The following is a 15,942-nucleotide window of genomic DNA, read 5'->3' as shown; positions in this document are numbered from 1 at the left end:
ATCAGGCGGTGGTCGCCCCATGCCGTGGCGACACGCCGAACAACATCATTACCAACTGCCCCGCGCGATGGCCGAGGTTAAACGACAAGCTCAGAGAATGTGACGGCTCGGCAAGGCCTTCACCCTCTTGGTTGAGGAGGACCGGCAAGTCCTCCTCAACAACATGCCGCGGAGCGGTTCGTAAATCTGAAACCACCCCCACCAAGGGGGTTTTCGCGTTCTGAGGTCTGCGCTTTGAAATTTGGGTTATCGGGGTAGCGCGATGGATACGCGGTCAGGGGCATCGCCTCGCTATGGGCGTGGGTGGGCGCCGATCCACCAGCGCGGTCACCGCGAACTGTGGAGGTTCGCGCGTTCCGCCGAAAGGGATCGGTGAAGGGTGGTTTTGGCCGCAGCCGTGCCAGTTACGCCGACCGCGGTGCCGCCTTCACGCCGAGCAACAGGTGGGCCGCGGCGGCGACCTCACGGATCTGCTCAATCGTGGCTGTTTCGGGCTCCGATGCGACGAGGTCGACGACATCTACGAGCGCGTCGCGTGATCCCGGGCTGAGACGACACCTGCCCGGTGAGAGCCGGATTGGGCCGTGTGTGTCGATGAGATCCGGAGCGGACATCACGGTCGGCGTCCTGGTGTCGGTGACGAGGAGTGCGCAAATGACGCTCTCTATCGCGATGAGGTCCCACGTTCGCCCGTGACGGTCGGTGGCGGTGAGGCCCGTCATGCGACTGCCCCTCTCGTCGGGGGACGGTGCAGACGTGAATCCCATGCCTCGATGGCCGCGGCGACGCACGCCTCGGCGACAGAGCCCGGTTTGGCGGCGAGGTGGGCCCAGAACGCGGCGGCGATAGCTTCCGCACCACTGAACTGATGGCCACTCAGGTAGTCATCAGCATCGACGGTGGTATCGGCGACCGCGGACCAGGCGTAGAGCGCCGCCGACTGAGCGCGGCTGGCGCCGATCGCCTCGAGCCGGTGCACCGCATCCCATCGAGTAGCAAGGGAGTTGACCGTGCCGGTCGGCATATCGCGGCACAACATAGCGATCTCGCATCCCACGGATACGGAGAAGCCGGGAATAGTGACCAGACCCCACACCGGGTGGGAGTACAGGTCAGCGAGCCAGTTCCACCGGAGGGAAGGAAGCCCCTCGGTGCCGGGACACTCGATCTCGCCGGTCGCCATGAGCAGGACGCGGTCGGAAAGACTGATCATGCCGACGCCCCCCGCTCGACTGCTCGTTGCCCTTCGACACGGTTGCAGTACACCCGGATCTTACGATCGGTCGCGATCACCGTTCCGTCGTGCCGACACACGACACCCGCCCAGATCATGGAACGCGGCGTGTCCCCCGCGGACGCCACCGTCGCGACATCCGCGCGACAGGCCTCCAACCGCGGGCAGTGCAAGCAGTCAAGCTTCGCATCGAAGGTGACCCGATTGGGACCCTCAACCACATTCGACGCCAAGAGTTCGACGTTAGTGGCCTCGTGGAGGCGGACGGGGTAGATCTGCGGCGCCGTCAAGATGCCCACCCCGCTGGCGCCGACATCGTGTGCGGTACAGGTAGTGCGGTGACCTGCGACGTCTGCTTCTGGTCGCGCAGCCGGATGCCGTCCCGCGTTCGCACCCACGCGGACAGCCCAGAGATTCCGATCGGCTCGCCGTCGCGGTCGTAAGCCACCGCGGCCCACACCATCGATCGTGCCGGGCCTTCCTGCGCCTGTTCCTCGCAGGTCGCTAAGAACGGGCAACTCTTGCACGCGTCGATGGCGGCGAGGAGTTGACCTGTGCTGGCGACGTCAGTGTCCCATCCGCGGGGATTGCGCGTGCACGGGAGTCGCTCATCGGTGGCCTGCGGCCCGTCGACGCGATCGGGGAGGTTTGTGCTGACCCGGCGGAAGAAGGCTTCTTCATGCGCTGCTCGGTACACCGCGCACCGCTCTGTACCTGTAGAGCATCCGCATGTCCAGTCGTGGGCACGAATGAATCGTCGAATTTGAGTGGTTGTCCAACTCAACACGTCAGTCTCGTCGACACTTCCGCCGACGTCGCCTATCGTTTCCATTGGCAGATCTCCATTCTGCTAGCTGAAGAAACACGCTGACCAGGGCGGCAACCCTGTTCGGTTCAGGCCCCTGTCCGGCGGTAACCGGGCGGGGGTTCTTCTGTTAGATCACCAACCCCTTCGTCGATTCGATTACTCGGCATGACCTACGCATATTTGATCTAAAACTGTGACCTGAAGTGATCGTAAGGGAGATGGGGCAAGGTGTCCAGAAGTGATGGACGGAGTGTTTCGGTGAGCCGACGGGTGATGCGCGGATTCGACCCTGCCCGGCTGAAATTGCTGCGTGAAAACTCCGGCCTGAGTCGGCCCGAGCTCGCTCGCGCGGCCGGCATCGGACACGCGACCCTCTACCAGTGGGAAACGGGCGCCACGTCGCCGCAGGTAGATCTCCTCAAGCGGGTCACCGACGCCCTCGGGGTGCAGATCAGCGACGTCGTCGTAATCCCCGAGGATGAGCGCCTTCCGGGGGACTGGCGTGTCCTCGCGGGTTTGCTGCAGCCGCAACTCGGGAAGCTGGCCAATCTCAGTACCACCACTGTGGCGCAAGTCGAGCGCGGGCAGGCAGCTCTGACCGACGAGACCGCGCGAAAGGTTTCCGCAGCCTTGGGGATCTCCGAAAGTGTCTACCGCGCGGCCTACGAGCGCGCGCGAAGTCGCCCGCCGGGCACCCCGGCGTGAACTCATCGAAGAGCTGAGCCTCGGGGGCAGGGTCTTGGCGACCGTGGCGGTGCAGTAAGCAAAGTGAGTAATCATTCGACCTCTCGCGAGCATGACGAAAAGCCCCTTCGAGGAGGGGCTTTCTGCGTGCTGCGCGGGCAACGCGAAAAGGTCGCGCCGCAACCTCGGGTGAGGTGCGCTGACGTCGGCCGACCGGGCACGTGCCAGAGGGGGCATCGCGCAGTCAGTCCGCTTGGCGAACTCTATGTCGAACCAACGTCGGAGGGGATATTACATAGCTTCCTCGGATTGGTGGTCGCGCCATGCCGTGAGGATGTAGTTGCGATGCCAGGTGGCTTGGGCGACAGCGAGAGCCAAGAGACTTCCGGGTGCGACGAAGACACGCCAGTTGACCCAGGTATCCGTGGACATCGTGTAGGCGACCACGATATTGACGGCGCCGACCGCGACCAGTGCCACGAACCAACTCCAACTCAGGAAGCGCCAGACAGCGTCCGGTGCGCTCACCCATCGTCCGATGATCAGACGCACCGGGTCACGCTTCGCGACCACCAACGACGTCAGGAAAGCGCCGGCAATTAGCCAGTACACCCCTGTGGGACGCCACTTGATGAAGGTCTCGTTGTGGAAGAACAGAGTCGAACCACCGAGGACTAGCACAAGGCATAGACCGATCCACTGCAGTTTGTCGACCCGTTGGCGTCTGGCCACCGTCACGATGATCTCGCCGACGACGCCGGCCATGACCACGACCGTCGCCGCGAAGATTCCGGCGGTCTTGTAGGTCGCCATGAACGCAACAACCAACGCGGCGTTGTAGAACACTCTCCACACGAGCTTTGTCCTCCGAAAGATTTTCTCCGTCAGGAGGTTTCGTCAGGGATGGTTTCGATCTCGGGGGAGATCACCGCGACACCGATCGAGTCGCTGACGAGGGGATCGAGAAGGAAGCCCCGGAATTCGGCCTTCAGCCAACCGCCACCGCCGCGTCGTGCCCGCACCGTTCCGGAGACCGGCCCCTTACGCACCTGCTGGACCCACTCGATGATCTTCGGCCAGTCTTCCTCATGGAGCGCGAAGGTCTGTCCGGTGCTCACGCCGTGTCCGAGACCGGGAACGTGCTCGGTCACCCACTTCAGCCAGTACGGGTACTGATACGACAGATCCCCAACCGCGATGTACATCCCCGATGTCGATGCCAACATTGTCGACAACCACGCGTCGAGCATCGATTCGTGGACAAGGGCTTCGTCGGTGCCCGCATCCCAGCAGATCCCGCGCACGCGTCTACCCGCCGGGCCCTCCACACACCGCTCGGCGTAGCGCAGCTCGCAGGTGACGTCGGTCTCCGCCCGGATGGTGAACGTGCCGTCAAACCTGTCCTTTACCTGGCAGTCTCGGATTTGGCGCACATGCCGCAACGTGTCGGACAGGCGGGCCGAACGGGTGTAGAGATCTGCAGGACCGAAAACCGATCGATCCTGATGCCGGGCGGACATCCCGATGAGCTCGATAGCTCCGGGGTCCAACTGCAACTGCGGTGGGGGCGGGTTGTCCTCCGAACTCAGAACCCACTCCCATGCCCCGACATTGGGGCGGTCCGGCGGGTTCTTCTTCGGGTCACCGCTCCAGATCTGAACTGCTACGACCACGCTCTTGTCGGGAGTCAGGATGGGGTGGGCTGCCCCGACCGGGCCCAGGGCGTCGGCGACCTTGCCCTCGAACGTCTCGATCTTGAGCTCGCGATCGGCTATGCACTTACGGATCAACCCCAGGACAGCGGTGCGGGCAGGTTCGCGAAAGACATTGCCGATCTTTCGCCAGTCGCGGTGTTTGGGGCCTTCGGCGACGACCTGGTGCTCGTCGCCGGTGCCGACGAAGACGGTCGTCCATTCGCGGATCGGGTGGGTGGGTTCGGCGGGGGCGTGCACGAGGGCATCAGCTGTCATCGGTTTATCCGTTTCTCCCGTACTGGCTTTCGGGTGGTCAGGTCAGGTTTACTGGCGTCTCAGTGGGGCCGTGAGTGCGCCAGGTATGTCGCCGGTCGAGTGTTTCCCATGGCTTCACCAGGGATAGGCCCGGGTGGCGTTGGAATAGGCGGCGAGTAGCGATGTCAAGCTGCATCACGGCGAGATCGGCGCCGAGACAGTAATGAGGTCCGCGGCCGAAGGCCAGGTCCGGGCGCTCGCCGCGGGCGGGGTCGTTGGTCGCCGCGCGCAGGGAGAGATACAGAGGACTGCCGGCGGGGATGCGAATGCCGCCGACGGTGATGTTCTCAACCGGGAATCGCCGTATCGCGTAGGACCCGGGCGCGGCGTCGAGGACAAGCTGCGTCACCCGGGCGCGCCAGAGCTGGTCGTCGGCGATTTCGACGAGTAGCTGGTCCCGATCAAGTCCGGCGAGAATGCCGATGGCATTGGCGATCTGGTAGACGGAGTTCTCGAATCCGGCGAGAAACGTCAGGAATGCCAGGGAGATGAGTTCCTCTTCGGTCAGCCGGTCTTCGGCGTCGCGGGCGGTGATCCAATCGGTGATGACGTCGTCACCGGGCGATTTCCGTTTGGCCGCGATCACACGCATGAGTACGAGAACGATCGTGGTCATGGCCGGGATGCGAGGGTCGTCCGCGGTGGGTTCGCCAGGATTCATTGCCATCACGGTCGCCGCGGCGGTACGGAACTCGTCGGCGTCTGCATCGGTCACGCCGAGGATCTCGGCGATGATGTCAGCAGGCAGGGGAGAGGCGTAGGCAGGGAAGAGGTCGACAACACCGGTTTCGTTCGGGTCGAGGTCGTCCAGGAGTCCGTCGACACGGGCGGTCACCATCTGCCTCACCGCTCCGATTCGTCGCCGTGAGAACGCGGGCGCTGCCAGAGCGCGGACGCGGCGGTGATCATCGGGGACCATATTGAGCAGGTTGCGGGCCAGTGCCGGTGGTAGGGGAAGGCCCGGGCTGCCTGACGGGCCGCCGGGACGGACATTGACGATTCCGGGGTCAGCGAGCAGTCGAGCAACGTCGTCGTACCGGGTAATGATCCAGACGCGCAGTCCGTCGGCGTCGGTGGCCTCGACAACTGGGCCGGCAGCGCGAAGGCGCTCATGCAAGCGATCGGCCTCCGCGACACTCAGGCCGGCCGCAAACGGATCGAGCACCAGGTTCCCTTCTCCGATGTGGCAAATACCTCAGGACGAAGATACCGGCTGACCGGGATTCTGCATTGCTCCGGCAGCTAGGGTGCGCTACGTGAGTGCTCAGGTCGACACCGTACTGGATGAAAACGTGAACAAGGCGGATGCCGCCGACCGTCGGGGGTGGAGGAGATCCGCAGCGGTCTGCACTCTCCTCGCGCTCGGCTCGTGCCTGCTCGCCGTCGCTGTCTTGGTCCCCACCTACGGTGCCGCCCGGTTGAAGGTCATCCCGCTCGACGTGCAATCGGCGACAGTGTCGGTTGCGGAAGACGCGGCGGTGCTCAAGGCCACCTCGGTGGCTATGAAGGGTCCGCTGAAGACCGACCGGGGTGTCCCGCTGCGGATTCAGGTGTACGTGACGACAGAGAATCCAGTTTCAGCCGATTCCACAACTCTGCAAGCGGCACAAAAGACGGTCCGGACCGACTGGGGCGACGGGTTGGGCCTGGTCTCGGCAATGGTCGATCGCGTCACGATCGACCGACGATCAGGCATGCCGCTCGCCGAGCCCATACCGACGACTCAAGCCGAACTCGGCAAGCCCCCGACGGAGACGCCTCGCGCCGGAATTCAGTACAAGTTTCCGTTCGACGTCGAGAAAGTCAGCTACCCGTACTACGACGGAACGGCACGTGAGACCCATCCGATCGAGTACGTAGACGACGATCGCGTGGTCGACGGCATGCGGCTGTATCACTTTCAGCAGACAATCGGCCCTGTGAACCTTGGGAAATCGATCGGCAGTGTCGCGACGACGACCTTGCCCGCTGAAAAGTGGGGGCTACCTGGCACGGAGCCGACAACGATGGATCTGCACTACTCCACCACGCGCGATGTGTGGGTCGAGCCTACCTCTGGTGCGATCGTTGCTGTGGAGGAGCAGCCGAGGCGATGGCTGGCGCGGTCGATTGACGACCCGAATGCGGTGACCACGCTAGAAGCGCACACCCACTTCGACGACGAAACGATCAACGGCCTTGCCCAACAAGCGAAGGACGCCCGTACCGCGATCCTGTGGGGAACCCGCTATGGGCCCGCCCTCGGTGCCGTGGCCGGCATCGTGTTGGTGGGGACCGCGCTCATCCTCGCGCGCCGCTGGTCACGCCGCTAGCTAAACTGGTCGAAAGCCGCACGTGCGTAGGGGAGTGCCTCGGCGTATTCGTTGCGAACCTTGTCCTCGGTGCTGAGGTAGGACATGTTGTCGTCGTAGGCTTCGCGGTCTTCGAAGTACACACGGCCGCCCGAGTGGTCGGACAATTGGATCGCTACGGCGTAGTCGACCGGATTGTCGTTCTTTGCGGCATTCTCCGGGCGTTCCGCACCGGCATAGAAGTTCTCGATTGCGTCGGTGACTGCTCCGTCGTCGAGGGCAGGTCGGTTGTCCCACATCTGGCTCCAACCGAAGAGGTTCCGCCCTCCCGATCCGGAATGGTGAACCCGCCAGAATCCTTCAGCTCGTGAGGCGACGAGCGCCGCGATGATGGCGTTATCAGGCGCTTTCCGCTGGTTGCCGAGATCGATGATGCGGGTTGCGGTTTCCTTCTGATGTCCGTCGGCGGTGTCGTCGACGAAGGGATCGAGAACCTGGGTAGTGGCGTCGCTCGTGGATGCTGGTTGTGATGCGGTGTCGTCGTCGGAGTTGTTGCCGCACCCCGCGATCACCGCGGTGGTGAGCACCATGACCGTCAGAGCTGTGGTGATGCGGTAGTTCAAGGTTTCCCCTCTTTTGTTCGGTTGTGTTCAGTAGGTGAGGTTATCGATTAACCATCGCCCGTCTGCTTCGGTGAGGGTGAGCCAGACGGTGGTGTCGGGTTCGACGGGGCGGGTGGTGTCGTCGGTGACCGCGGTTTGGGTGATCGTGGCCACCCGGTGTGCGGTGGTGTCGGTGTCGGGTGGGCAGCCGGAGCAACCGATGGCGACGTCGGCAATGACTCGGGCGTTGTCGTTGATCCATTGCTGCCATTGCAGGCTGGGTCCGCGCTCGTTTCGCGCATCGGAGGTCAGGCGTGCAGCGAGGTCCGGTGTGAACCATTGTGTCGCGCGCCGGAATCCGCTGGTAGGGCTTTCGTCGGTGGTGGGGGCCCAGGTGAATGCGACGGTCATGGCTTGGCGGGCCAGTTCTTCCGGCGATGTCGGTTGCGGTCGCTGAGGTGCGCTGGTGCCTGTTTCCGGTGCGGTCGTGGTGCTCTGCGGTGTCGCGGTTCCTGAGGGGTTAGCGTTGTCCTGGCAGGAGTAGAGCAGTGCCGCGGTCGCGGCGATGATCACTGCGAGCACGATCAGGGCTTTTCGCATCGTTCCTCTCCTTCTGGGGTCACATACGGCGGGCGCGCATGTCCCCCATTACCGGTGCTTGTTTGACGACGTCACCGGTGGTGGGTGCGTGGACCATCTGACCGTTCCCGGCGTAGATACCGACGTGGCCGGGGCCGCCGGCCTCCCAGGATCCGAAAACGAGGTCGCCGGGTTTGGCCTCGGACAGGGGGATTTCGGTGCCGACCGTCCACTGCTGTTCGGAGGTGCGGGGAAGGACGGTCTTGCCGCCGGTGGCCCGGGCGTAGGCATATTGGGTCAGTCCCGAGCAGTCGAACCCGCCCGCGGACGGGCCACCCGCGCCGCCGCCGCCCCACACGTACGGGGTGCCGAAGTACTGGCTGGCCGCCTCGACGACATTGCTTCCGCCGGCGGCGGGGGAGGGAACGAACTCGCCGCGGCCGCCGGGCTGCTCGAACTCGGGAATGTAGGAGAGGACTTTCTGCACGTAGGGTCGGGTTTCGCTGGAATAGTCACCACCGGAGGGCATCCCACCGGCCTGCTTGATGGCTCCCTCACCGGCGTTGTAGCTGGCGATGTAGAGCGAGAGCGGGTCGCCCTTCACGGAGCCGTCGGCGATCCAGCTGTCGACCGATCTCGCGATCTCGCAGAAGTATCTGCCCTGAGCCATTACGGCGTCTCCGACATCGCCTTGGGAGATCCGGCCGTTGCCGTCGTCGTCGCGGCCGTAGACGGCCCAGGTGCCATCCATGAACTGGGTATAGCCTCTTGCGCCTGCGGGGCTGGTTACAGCGCGGAAGTTGCTTTCGGCTTTAGTGTCCGCGGCCAGCAGCGCCGGGCTGATCTGCGGGCACAGCGATCCGCCCTTGCGGAACCATTCTTCGAATGCCGTTGGGACACTGCCGGGTTTGAGGTCGCCGCCGCCCGGGGTGCCGAAGCCCTTGCCGCAGTCGACGGGGGTGGATGCGGCCATGAGATTGATATTCGATCCCGGTGCGCTCGCGTCCTGTCCGGATGGTGCGGGGGCGCCGCCGAGTTTGGTCGTCGGATCGATCGCGGTGCCGCCCTGCAGGCGGCCGCCGTCCCAGTATTCGAAGTGCAGGTGCGGGCCGGTGGATCCGCCGGCGTTGCCGATGTCGGCGATGTGGTCGCCGGCCTTGACGGTCTGCCCGGGTGTGACGTGGATGCCGTTGGCGTACATGTGCCCGTAGACGGTGGAGACCGGGCGGACGTCGACGGCGGAGTCGATGATGATCCAGTTCTCGAAACCGACACCGGGTCCCTCCCCACTTGAGCCGGCGGCGGCGACGCGGCCGTCGAGGGCGGCGTAGATCGGGGTGCCGACCGGGCCGGCGAAGTCGACACCGTTGTGCATCGCCCCCCAGCGGGGTCCGAAACCGGAGGTGAACGTGGTGGTTCCCGGTACGGTGGGTTGCTGGATCGGCCCGGACGGGGTTAGAGCCGCCGCCGGCCGATCATCGGGTGTGCTTTTTGCGCGCGTGCCCCCGGAATCGGAGTGGACGGGCCGGCAAGGTTTGGGCAGGTCGATGATCGCCCCGCCAGTGCAGGCGCTGGCCAGCCCGATGGTGAATGACGCGGCAAGCACAGCCGCAGTCAGACGTCGAGTGGTCATGCGATCGGGCCTGGCAGCGGTGTGTCGAGTTCGGGGATCGGGATGGGGCCGGGGACCGGCACGGGGGCGGGGCTGGTGGCCTGCTGGGCGGGCGGAGCAGGCTCCGAAGCCGACGGGGACTCGGGGATGCGCTGCGGGCTCGGTGCTGTGACGGGTGACGGCGTGGTGGTGGCCGTTGTCGTGGTGGGCGCTGTGGTGCGCCCGGTGGCGGGAGCGGCCGCGGCCACGTCGTCGAGGTCGAGAGTGGGGAGTGGGGAGTCGACCTGCCAGCCGGTGTCGGTGTCGGTGACCGCGACGGTCATGGTCCCGGCGCTCATGTCGATCTCTACGGTCGTTCCGGTGGTGCCGGTGCCTGGCAGGGTGCGTGTCGGCCCGAGAATCGACACCGGTGCGGTGGGCCGGGCCGCCGCGAGGGTGTCGTTGACGCGCTCGGGTTGGGTGACACGGCTGAGTGCGACCGCCCACTGAGTTGGTGATGCGGTGGTGTCGACGAACGCGTGTGCGTAATACATCGCCGCTGTTGCGGGGCTACGACCGATCGACCTGGCCGACATTGTCGCCACCGCGGTTTCGGTGACTTCTTCGGCTGCCGCAGTCGTCGAGGTCACTGGGGTGTTACTGGTGTCTGCGTCGTGGGCGCGCACGTCGCTTCCGCTGTTCTCTGGCCCGGTGACCGCGGTGACCATCAGGCGGGTGAGGTAGAGGACCGCGACCATGATCGCGATCCCGCTGGCGAGCCGGCCGGGACTGCGCAGGACCCAGCTACGGATCGCGGTGGTGATCGGGTTGGCACCTGTTCTCACCAGTTCACTCCCAGGTCCCGATTCGGCCGGTCGAGCACTCCCGTCGATTGCGCCGCCGCGGTGTCCTCACGCAATCCCGCCCGGGGCAGATCACTGCTGGCGGGCCTTGCCGACGACGAGGCCGGTGCGGGACGGGTGATCGACACCCACGGACGCTGCGGCTTTCCGGACGCGTCGGGTTCCTCACTCGGCCGGTAGATGGTGGTCGGTGCGATGACCGCGTCCGGCCCGCCGTCCCACCGGTTCGCGTCCTGATGAGGAACGAAGACCTCGCTGTCACCGGTGTCGAGGGACTCGAAACCGTCGGTGAAACCCGTTGCGGGGGTGTGTTTGCCCAGATCCGCGAGCCCGGTGCGCCCGTTGCCGTCGGCCGGGCCGGCGGTGAGGTTGACACCGGGGAGCCGGGTGCCGGACTCCGGCCCCTCCGGGGACGCTTTGCGCAGGTCCGCCAACGCTCCGCCCGCGCCGCCGCGTAGGGCGGCCAGCTGTGCTTGGCGGGCGCGGTCGCGGTAGTCGTCGGTGCGTGCGGCCGACAGCGCGCGACCTTCCTGCCGGATGATCGGAGGCCTGTTACCGCCGATCATGTCGGACCACTGCCGCCCTGCCGCGTTTGCGACGCCGTTTGCGCCGCCGCCGCCGGCGCGGACGAGTTCGAGGCTCTTCTCGGCCAGCCCCATGGCGGGATTGGTGACCATCGAGCTGGCGGTGAGCAGTTTCTGCTTCCAGGAACCGTGCTTGTGCCGGTCCATCGCGCCGCCGATCATGCCGCGATGCGACTGGGTGATGGTTTGCGAGAGCCGCTTGAACGGACGCAACAACATCCAGAAGACGATGGTGAGGATGACCAGGAACCACAGCCGCCAGGTCCCGTCGACCGCAACATTGCGATACAGCTTGATCAAGATCAGCAGGTAGACCGACATCAGCACCGCGGCACCGACCGCCCACAGATAGATCCCGCCGAGGATGCGCCCGACACGGAGCAGGATCGATCCGGAGACGATGGCGAGCGGAACCCACACGGGGGCGGTGATGATCGCCAGCCGGATCGCCAGCAGCGCCGAGAGTTTCAGCACCGAGGAACCGATCCACAAAATGGAGGGCATCGACGTCTTGACCATCGACAGGAACCCGGTCGTGACCCGACTCGAGTCCTTGCCCTGAAAGGTGTAGAACGAGAGCCCCTTACTCTCCAACGGCTCGACGACCTCCCGCCGGAACTTCTCGGCCTTGGCCTCGTCGATCTCCTTCTGTGCCGCGTTGTCGGCCTGGATCCGGGCCTGCTCGTCATAGGTGTAGGCGATTGACTCCCGCAGCTTCGGCCACAGATCGTCGAGCGTCTGCTCAGAGGCGTTTGAACCGAAATACCCTCGCTGCACGTCCGGGATGATGATCCGGTCGGTGATCACCAACCGCGGGTCATCGGTCATGCCCGCGGAGTTGAAGATCTCGCCCTGAGTCTTCGTGATCAGCGCGCTGAACGTGTCGTCGGAGATCTGGATCGCCTTCGCCGGGGCACCGACCATCAACCCACCGATCGCCAGCGCGCCGGCACCGATCGCGAGCTGCCGGAACACCGCCGGGGCATCTGATCGCAGACCGCGGTAGAGGATGATCAGCCCGGCCACCCCCACCCCCAGCCCCAGCCACGGCCCGTACACGGTCGGCCGCAGCGAGTCGGAGACCGCGAGCACGATCTCGTCGAACTGCGCGATCGCCCCCTGGCGGCCGGTCTCGCGGCCCTCGGCGGGGGTGTTGGCCTGCTCGTCGAGCCAGAACGCCGCGGCCGCGAACGATTGCCCGATCGTGAGGAAGGTGTTTCCGACGTCGGTCTTGTTGCGCACCAGCGATACCCCGGTGATGTCCTCGCCGCAGCCGAGGTCGTAGATGTGCCACGTCAGCCCGGCCCAGCCGTGGCCGCCGTACCCGGTGCCGGAGAGCTGGGATTCCGCGGGCTTGTCCACCGACCCGGAGTCGAAGAACGCCGGCGCCGCCGAGTTCGGGGACTGCGGTGCCGGCACGTCCTTGCAGTTGAAGCCCGCGGCGTGGGCGATGCTCTGCCCGCACAGGGCACTGAGCCCGACCAGCATCATGACCGCGCACAGTTGGGTGATCCGCTGCAGCAGGAGTGCGGGCGAGCTGGCGGTGCGGGCGGTGGCGGGCATCGAGAATGTCCTTCCCAAAAAAGGGGTCAGGCGGCGGTGGCCCGGGAGTTCAGTGCTTGCGCGACGTGGGCGATGTGAGTGAAGTTCGTCCAGTTCGCGCGCACCAGTTCGATGTCGCCGCCGAAGCGGACGACGTAGGTGCGGGCTTCGTCGGCGCCGGTCTTCGCGGCGCGCTGTTTGCGGGCCTTGTTCGCGCGCGGGTCATAGGTGTCGTTGCGGCCCCCGCCGAGCTGGTTGGCCAGGATCGTCTCGTACCCCTCACCCTCTTCGAGGCCGAGGAGTGTGAGTGCGTCGGAGATCGCCCGTTCGGACGAGCCGAGTCGGCCGATGATGATCTCGTCGGTCAGCTGCGACTGGTCCTGGTCATCCACGCCGTCCGCCAATCCGAGGAAATCGCCCGCGAGCTGGCTGCACACCAGTGCGCGGGTGCGGAACTTGCGAGTGTCCCGGCCGAGCCGGACATAGAGGGTGCGGCCGGCCCCGGACTGCTTGAGGTACTTGTTCTCGTCCAGGAACAGCAGTTTCGGCAGCGCGCGCGGCTTGTCGTAGACCAACCGGGTCGCCAACCATGCCGCCAGGTGGATCAGCGGCCCGGCCAGGCGTTGGCTGTCGGTGGCCGCACTGCCCTCGGCCTTGTCGTCGATCTGCAGGCCGGGCATGGTCAGGATCGTCAATCGCTCGTCGAGGACCGAGTCGAACAGTTCGGCGGCGGCGTCGTCGCCGGCCGTGGCCGACGGGAACAGCACCCGGGCGTCGCGCAGCTGCGACATCGTGCGCAGCATCGGCCCGATCCGGCCCGCGGCGGTGCGCAGTCCTTCGCCGATGACGGGGGTGTTCTCGGAGCCGTTGGTCTGGCCGTTGGTCGTGCCGTGGGCGACCCCGTGGCCGGTGTAGACCACGCCGGCAGCGATGCGATCGATCGCGTCGAGGACCTTGCCCAGATGGTTGGTCGGCTGGCCCCCGACCATCGCCGCCGCCATCCGGACCACACTCTTGGCATCCCGGTCGCTGCGGTCGTCGGCGTCGAGCATCGAGATCAGCACCCAGGACGCGAGCTGGACTCGTTCGGCATGGGCGGCACCGCGATCGTCCTCGTAGGCCGTTGCTGCGGCGGCTGCCGGGTCGGATTCGTGCGCGTACTCGGGATGGGCGGGGCGGTAGATCTCGTCGGCCGGGTCGGGCTCGGACACGACCCGGTAGACGTTGAGGACGCCGGGCTTGGCGCCGCGGCCGGTCAGCTCGTAGACGCGGGTGAACGGCTTGAGTTCGGGCAAATCGGCGAGCGCACGCAGCGGCCCGGACGGATCCAAAATCACCGCATGCGCGCCCAGGCGCAGCGCCTGATAGGTGATCATCCCCGCCAGATGGGTCTTGCCGGCGCCCTGGACACCGACCAGCGGGGTCATGCCGCCCTTGTCGAAGAAGTCGTGGGCGGCGAACAGATTCCAGGCGACCGGGCGGACCGAAATCGACGCGGTTTCGCCGAGGATGATGCCTTCCTCGTCACCGATCCGGTCGGCGGCCGCCCCCATCCCCGCGGACATGGCGAGGACGCTCATCCTGCGCTTGTGGGCGGTGTTGGCGAGCTTCTCACCGGGCATGAACTCTTTGAGCAGGTGGTACTGGCCGTTCTCGACTTCGAGTTCGACATCCGGCGCATACTGCTGCTGCAGCTTCGAGACACGATCACGCACCTGCTGCGGGGAGGAACCGGACACGGCGATCCGCCACCACCCCGACCCCCGGGTAGCCAGTGCCCCACCGTTCGACATCTCCGTCCGCAGCCGCCGGGACAACCCGTGCTGCGCCGCCAACTCATCGGGTGGGGTTTCGTCGTGCTCGACCGTGTAGTGCCGGTACTGCGACTCGATCGCGTTGCGCTGCTTCTGGATCTCGCCGAGGGTTTCTTCCGGGGTGTGCAGGGTGATCCGCTCGGACCACTCCAAGGGCAGCCCGAGCTGGTCACCGAGCAGCTGCCACGGCATCTTCTGCTCGGGGATGGCCAGTGGTGCCATCCGCCCCACCGTCAGCACCGTCACGTACGACCGGTAAGTGCGGCCGGCGATGGTGCCTTCGACGACGGTGTGTCCGGCGCCGGGCGTGTAATGCATATCCGTCAGGTTGCTCAGCGACAACAGGTCGGACAGGCCCCACCCCGACGGTGCGTTCGCGGTCGCCGGTTCGGTCAACGGCATCCCCACCGCGGCCGAGCGGCGCAGCAGATAGTCCACTTGACCGCTGTCGGCCGGCAGGGCTTCGACACCGGGGGAGAGCATCACGCGCTCGATCTCGGCGATGTGTTCGGCCGCCGCGTCCTGCTCCGCGTGCAGGACCTGCTCGGACCACTTCGACAACCGCGGTCCCACACCCTTCACCCCGGAGCACATGTCGGCCACCGCGACGATCGCCTGCGCGGTCATCGACCGCCGGGGCAGTTCAATGCCCCAGTAACGGCGCTTGCGGGTAGGGGCGGAGTCCAGCAGCGCGACTTGCTGACCGACGAGGTAGTCGTCCCACGCGAGGGCACCGGGAACGTCGGGGAGGCGGTCCTCGGTGAGCTGCGCGTGTGCGCGGCCCCATTCCTTGACCGGCCAGGGCTCGCGCACAGTGCGCCGATGGATACCGGAGATCCCTTTGCCGCGCAGTTCCGCCAGCACCAACGCTTCGTCCCGGATGAACCGCGACTGATCGGCAATCGCCCGCATGCTCCACGTGCCGGGCGATTGCACGAACCACAGCGTGGCGGTGTCGTCGGTGATGGTGATGTTTCCCAGGACCGCCCGCAGCCGCCACTTGGATTGCTTCCGTAACCGCGCCTTGCTCCCACGTTCAGCGGCCGCACAAGTCGAGTGCCCTTCCGGGGTTGGCCGGGACTTCTTCCCGCGCCGCTTGCTGTCCTTGTGGTGGGTGGGTTCGGTGGGCGCTTCAACGGGATATTCGGGGTTGGTGACCGGGGAGGGGTCGGTGAGCAGTGCATCACCCAAGCTCGCTTGCGGTGCGGCGGTTCTTGGGTCGGCGGTCTGCAGCCCGGCTTGGCGCGCCGCGCGCAGCCACGACTCGGGCAGCACCGGCGGCAGTGCCCCGGGGGGTGGGACGAGGTCGGCCGGGTCGAACCGGTTACCGGGATAGCTCAT

Annotated in this window: 14 protein-coding genes; 2 read left to right on the top strand and 12 right to left on the bottom strand. The window is 66.0% G+C overall.

All coding sequences use genetic code 11. The annotated features are described in order from the left end of the window. Positions 1 to 404: 404 nt before the first annotated feature. The 3 genes from ACFVJ3_RS45345 to ACFVJ3_RS45335 all read right to left on the bottom strand — a co-directional run bounded on the left by ACFVJ3_RS45345 (position 405) and on the right by ACFVJ3_RS45335 (position 1,931). Positions 405 to 722: a hypothetical protein gene (locus tag ACFVJ3_RS45345; RefSeq protein ID WP_378458295.1), complete on the bottom strand. Its 318-nt coding sequence runs from the start codon at positions 720 to 722 to the stop codon at positions 405 to 407. Further along, on the bottom strand, positions 719 to 1,213 hold the full coding sequence (locus ACFVJ3_RS45340) for a hypothetical protein (RefSeq protein ID WP_378458294.1): 495 nt from the start codon (positions 1,211 to 1,213) through the stop codon (positions 719 to 721). Before ACFVJ3_RS45340 ends, ACFVJ3_RS45345 begins: the two co-directional genes overlap by 4 nt. Positions 1,214 to 1,520: 307 nt before the next feature. Then, positions 1,521 to 1,931: a hypothetical protein gene (locus ACFVJ3_RS45335; RefSeq protein ID WP_378458293.1), complete on the bottom strand. Its 411-nt coding sequence runs from the start codon at positions 1,929 to 1,931 to the stop codon at positions 1,521 to 1,523. 369 nt (positions 1,932 to 2,300) lie between these two features. Here ACFVJ3_RS45335 and ACFVJ3_RS45330 point away from each other — a divergent pair, with 369 nt between their 5' ends. Next, positions 2,301 to 2,747 (top strand): helix-turn-helix transcriptional regulator, encoded by a 447-nt coding sequence (locus ACFVJ3_RS45330; RefSeq protein ID WP_378458292.1) that lies wholly within the window; start codon positions 2,301 to 2,303, stop codon positions 2,745 to 2,747. A gap of 270 nt (positions 2,748 to 3,017) precedes the next feature. On the opposite strand, the gene ACFVJ3_RS45325 is transcribed toward ACFVJ3_RS45330, so the two are convergent. From ACFVJ3_RS45325 to ACFVJ3_RS45315, 3 genes are read right to left on the bottom strand one after another with little or no spacing between them, the layout of a single operon-like run. Beyond that, positions 3,018 to 3,581, bottom strand: a complete 564-nt coding sequence (locus ACFVJ3_RS45325; RefSeq protein ID WP_378458291.1) for an inner membrane-spanning protein YciB — start codon at positions 3,579 to 3,581, stop codon at positions 3,018 to 3,020. 29 nt (positions 3,582 to 3,610) lie between these two features. Then, positions 3,611 to 4,696, bottom strand: coding sequence for a GAF domain-containing protein (locus ACFVJ3_RS45320; RefSeq protein ID WP_378458290.1), 1,086 nt, complete (start codon positions 4,694 to 4,696; stop codon positions 3,611 to 3,613). A gap of 37 nt (positions 4,697 to 4,733) precedes the next feature. Beyond that, positions 4,734 to 5,900, bottom strand: a complete 1,167-nt coding sequence (locus tag ACFVJ3_RS45315) for a cytochrome P450 (RefSeq protein ID WP_378458289.1) — start codon at positions 5,898 to 5,900, stop codon at positions 4,734 to 4,736. 91 nt (positions 5,901 to 5,991) lie between these two features. On the opposite strand from ACFVJ3_RS45315, the gene ACFVJ3_RS45310 reads away from it, so the two are divergent. After that, positions 5,992 to 7,047 carry a DUF3068 domain-containing protein gene (locus ACFVJ3_RS45310; RefSeq protein WP_378458288.1) on the top strand — a complete coding sequence of 352 codons (1,056 nt, stop codon included), beginning with the start codon at positions 5,992 to 5,994 and terminating at the stop codon, positions 7,045 to 7,047. On the opposite strand, the gene ACFVJ3_RS45305 is transcribed toward ACFVJ3_RS45310, so the two are convergent. Genes ACFVJ3_RS45305 through ACFVJ3_RS45280 form a run of 6 tightly spaced genes read right to left on the bottom strand, consistent with a single transcriptional unit; the run spans position 7,044 to position 15,942 of the window. Continuing rightward, positions 7,044 to 7,649 (bottom strand): hypothetical protein, encoded by a 606-nt coding sequence (locus ACFVJ3_RS45305; protein WP_378458287.1) that lies wholly within the window; start codon positions 7,647 to 7,649, stop codon positions 7,044 to 7,046. The genes ACFVJ3_RS45310 and ACFVJ3_RS45305 overlap by 4 nt on opposite strands. Before the next feature lie 27 nt (positions 7,650 to 7,676). Further along, positions 7,677 to 8,228 (bottom strand): hypothetical protein, encoded by a 552-nt coding sequence (locus ACFVJ3_RS45300; RefSeq protein WP_378458286.1) that lies wholly within the window; start codon positions 8,226 to 8,228, stop codon positions 7,677 to 7,679. Between the two features lie 19 nt (positions 8,229 to 8,247). Then, positions 8,248 to 9,840 (bottom strand): NlpC/P60 family protein, encoded by a 1,593-nt coding sequence (locus tag ACFVJ3_RS45295; RefSeq protein WP_378458285.1) that lies wholly within the window; start codon positions 9,838 to 9,840, stop codon positions 8,248 to 8,250. Then, positions 9,837 to 10,643, bottom strand: coding sequence for a hypothetical protein (locus tag ACFVJ3_RS45290; protein WP_378458284.1), 807 nt, complete (start codon positions 10,641 to 10,643; stop codon positions 9,837 to 9,839). Before ACFVJ3_RS45290 ends, ACFVJ3_RS45295 begins: the two co-directional genes overlap by 4 nt. Continuing rightward, positions 10,640 to 12,808: a hypothetical protein gene (locus ACFVJ3_RS45285; RefSeq protein ID WP_378458283.1), complete on the bottom strand. Its 2,169-nt coding sequence runs from the start codon at positions 12,806 to 12,808 to the stop codon at positions 10,640 to 10,642. Before ACFVJ3_RS45285 ends, ACFVJ3_RS45290 begins: the two co-directional genes overlap by 4 nt. Before the next feature lie 26 nt (positions 12,809 to 12,834). Further along, positions 12,835 to 15,942, bottom strand: coding sequence for a hypothetical protein (locus ACFVJ3_RS45280; protein WP_378458282.1), 3,108 nt, complete (start codon positions 15,940 to 15,942; stop codon positions 12,835 to 12,837).

Origin of the sequence: Rhodococcus sp. NPDC127593, assembly GCF_042671975.1 — a bacterium.
In the GTDB taxonomy this organism is placed as follows: domain Bacteria; phylum Actinomycetota; class Actinomycetes; order Mycobacteriales; family Mycobacteriaceae; genus Rhodococcus_F.
This window is presented reverse-complemented; position numbering and strand designations above follow the sequence as displayed.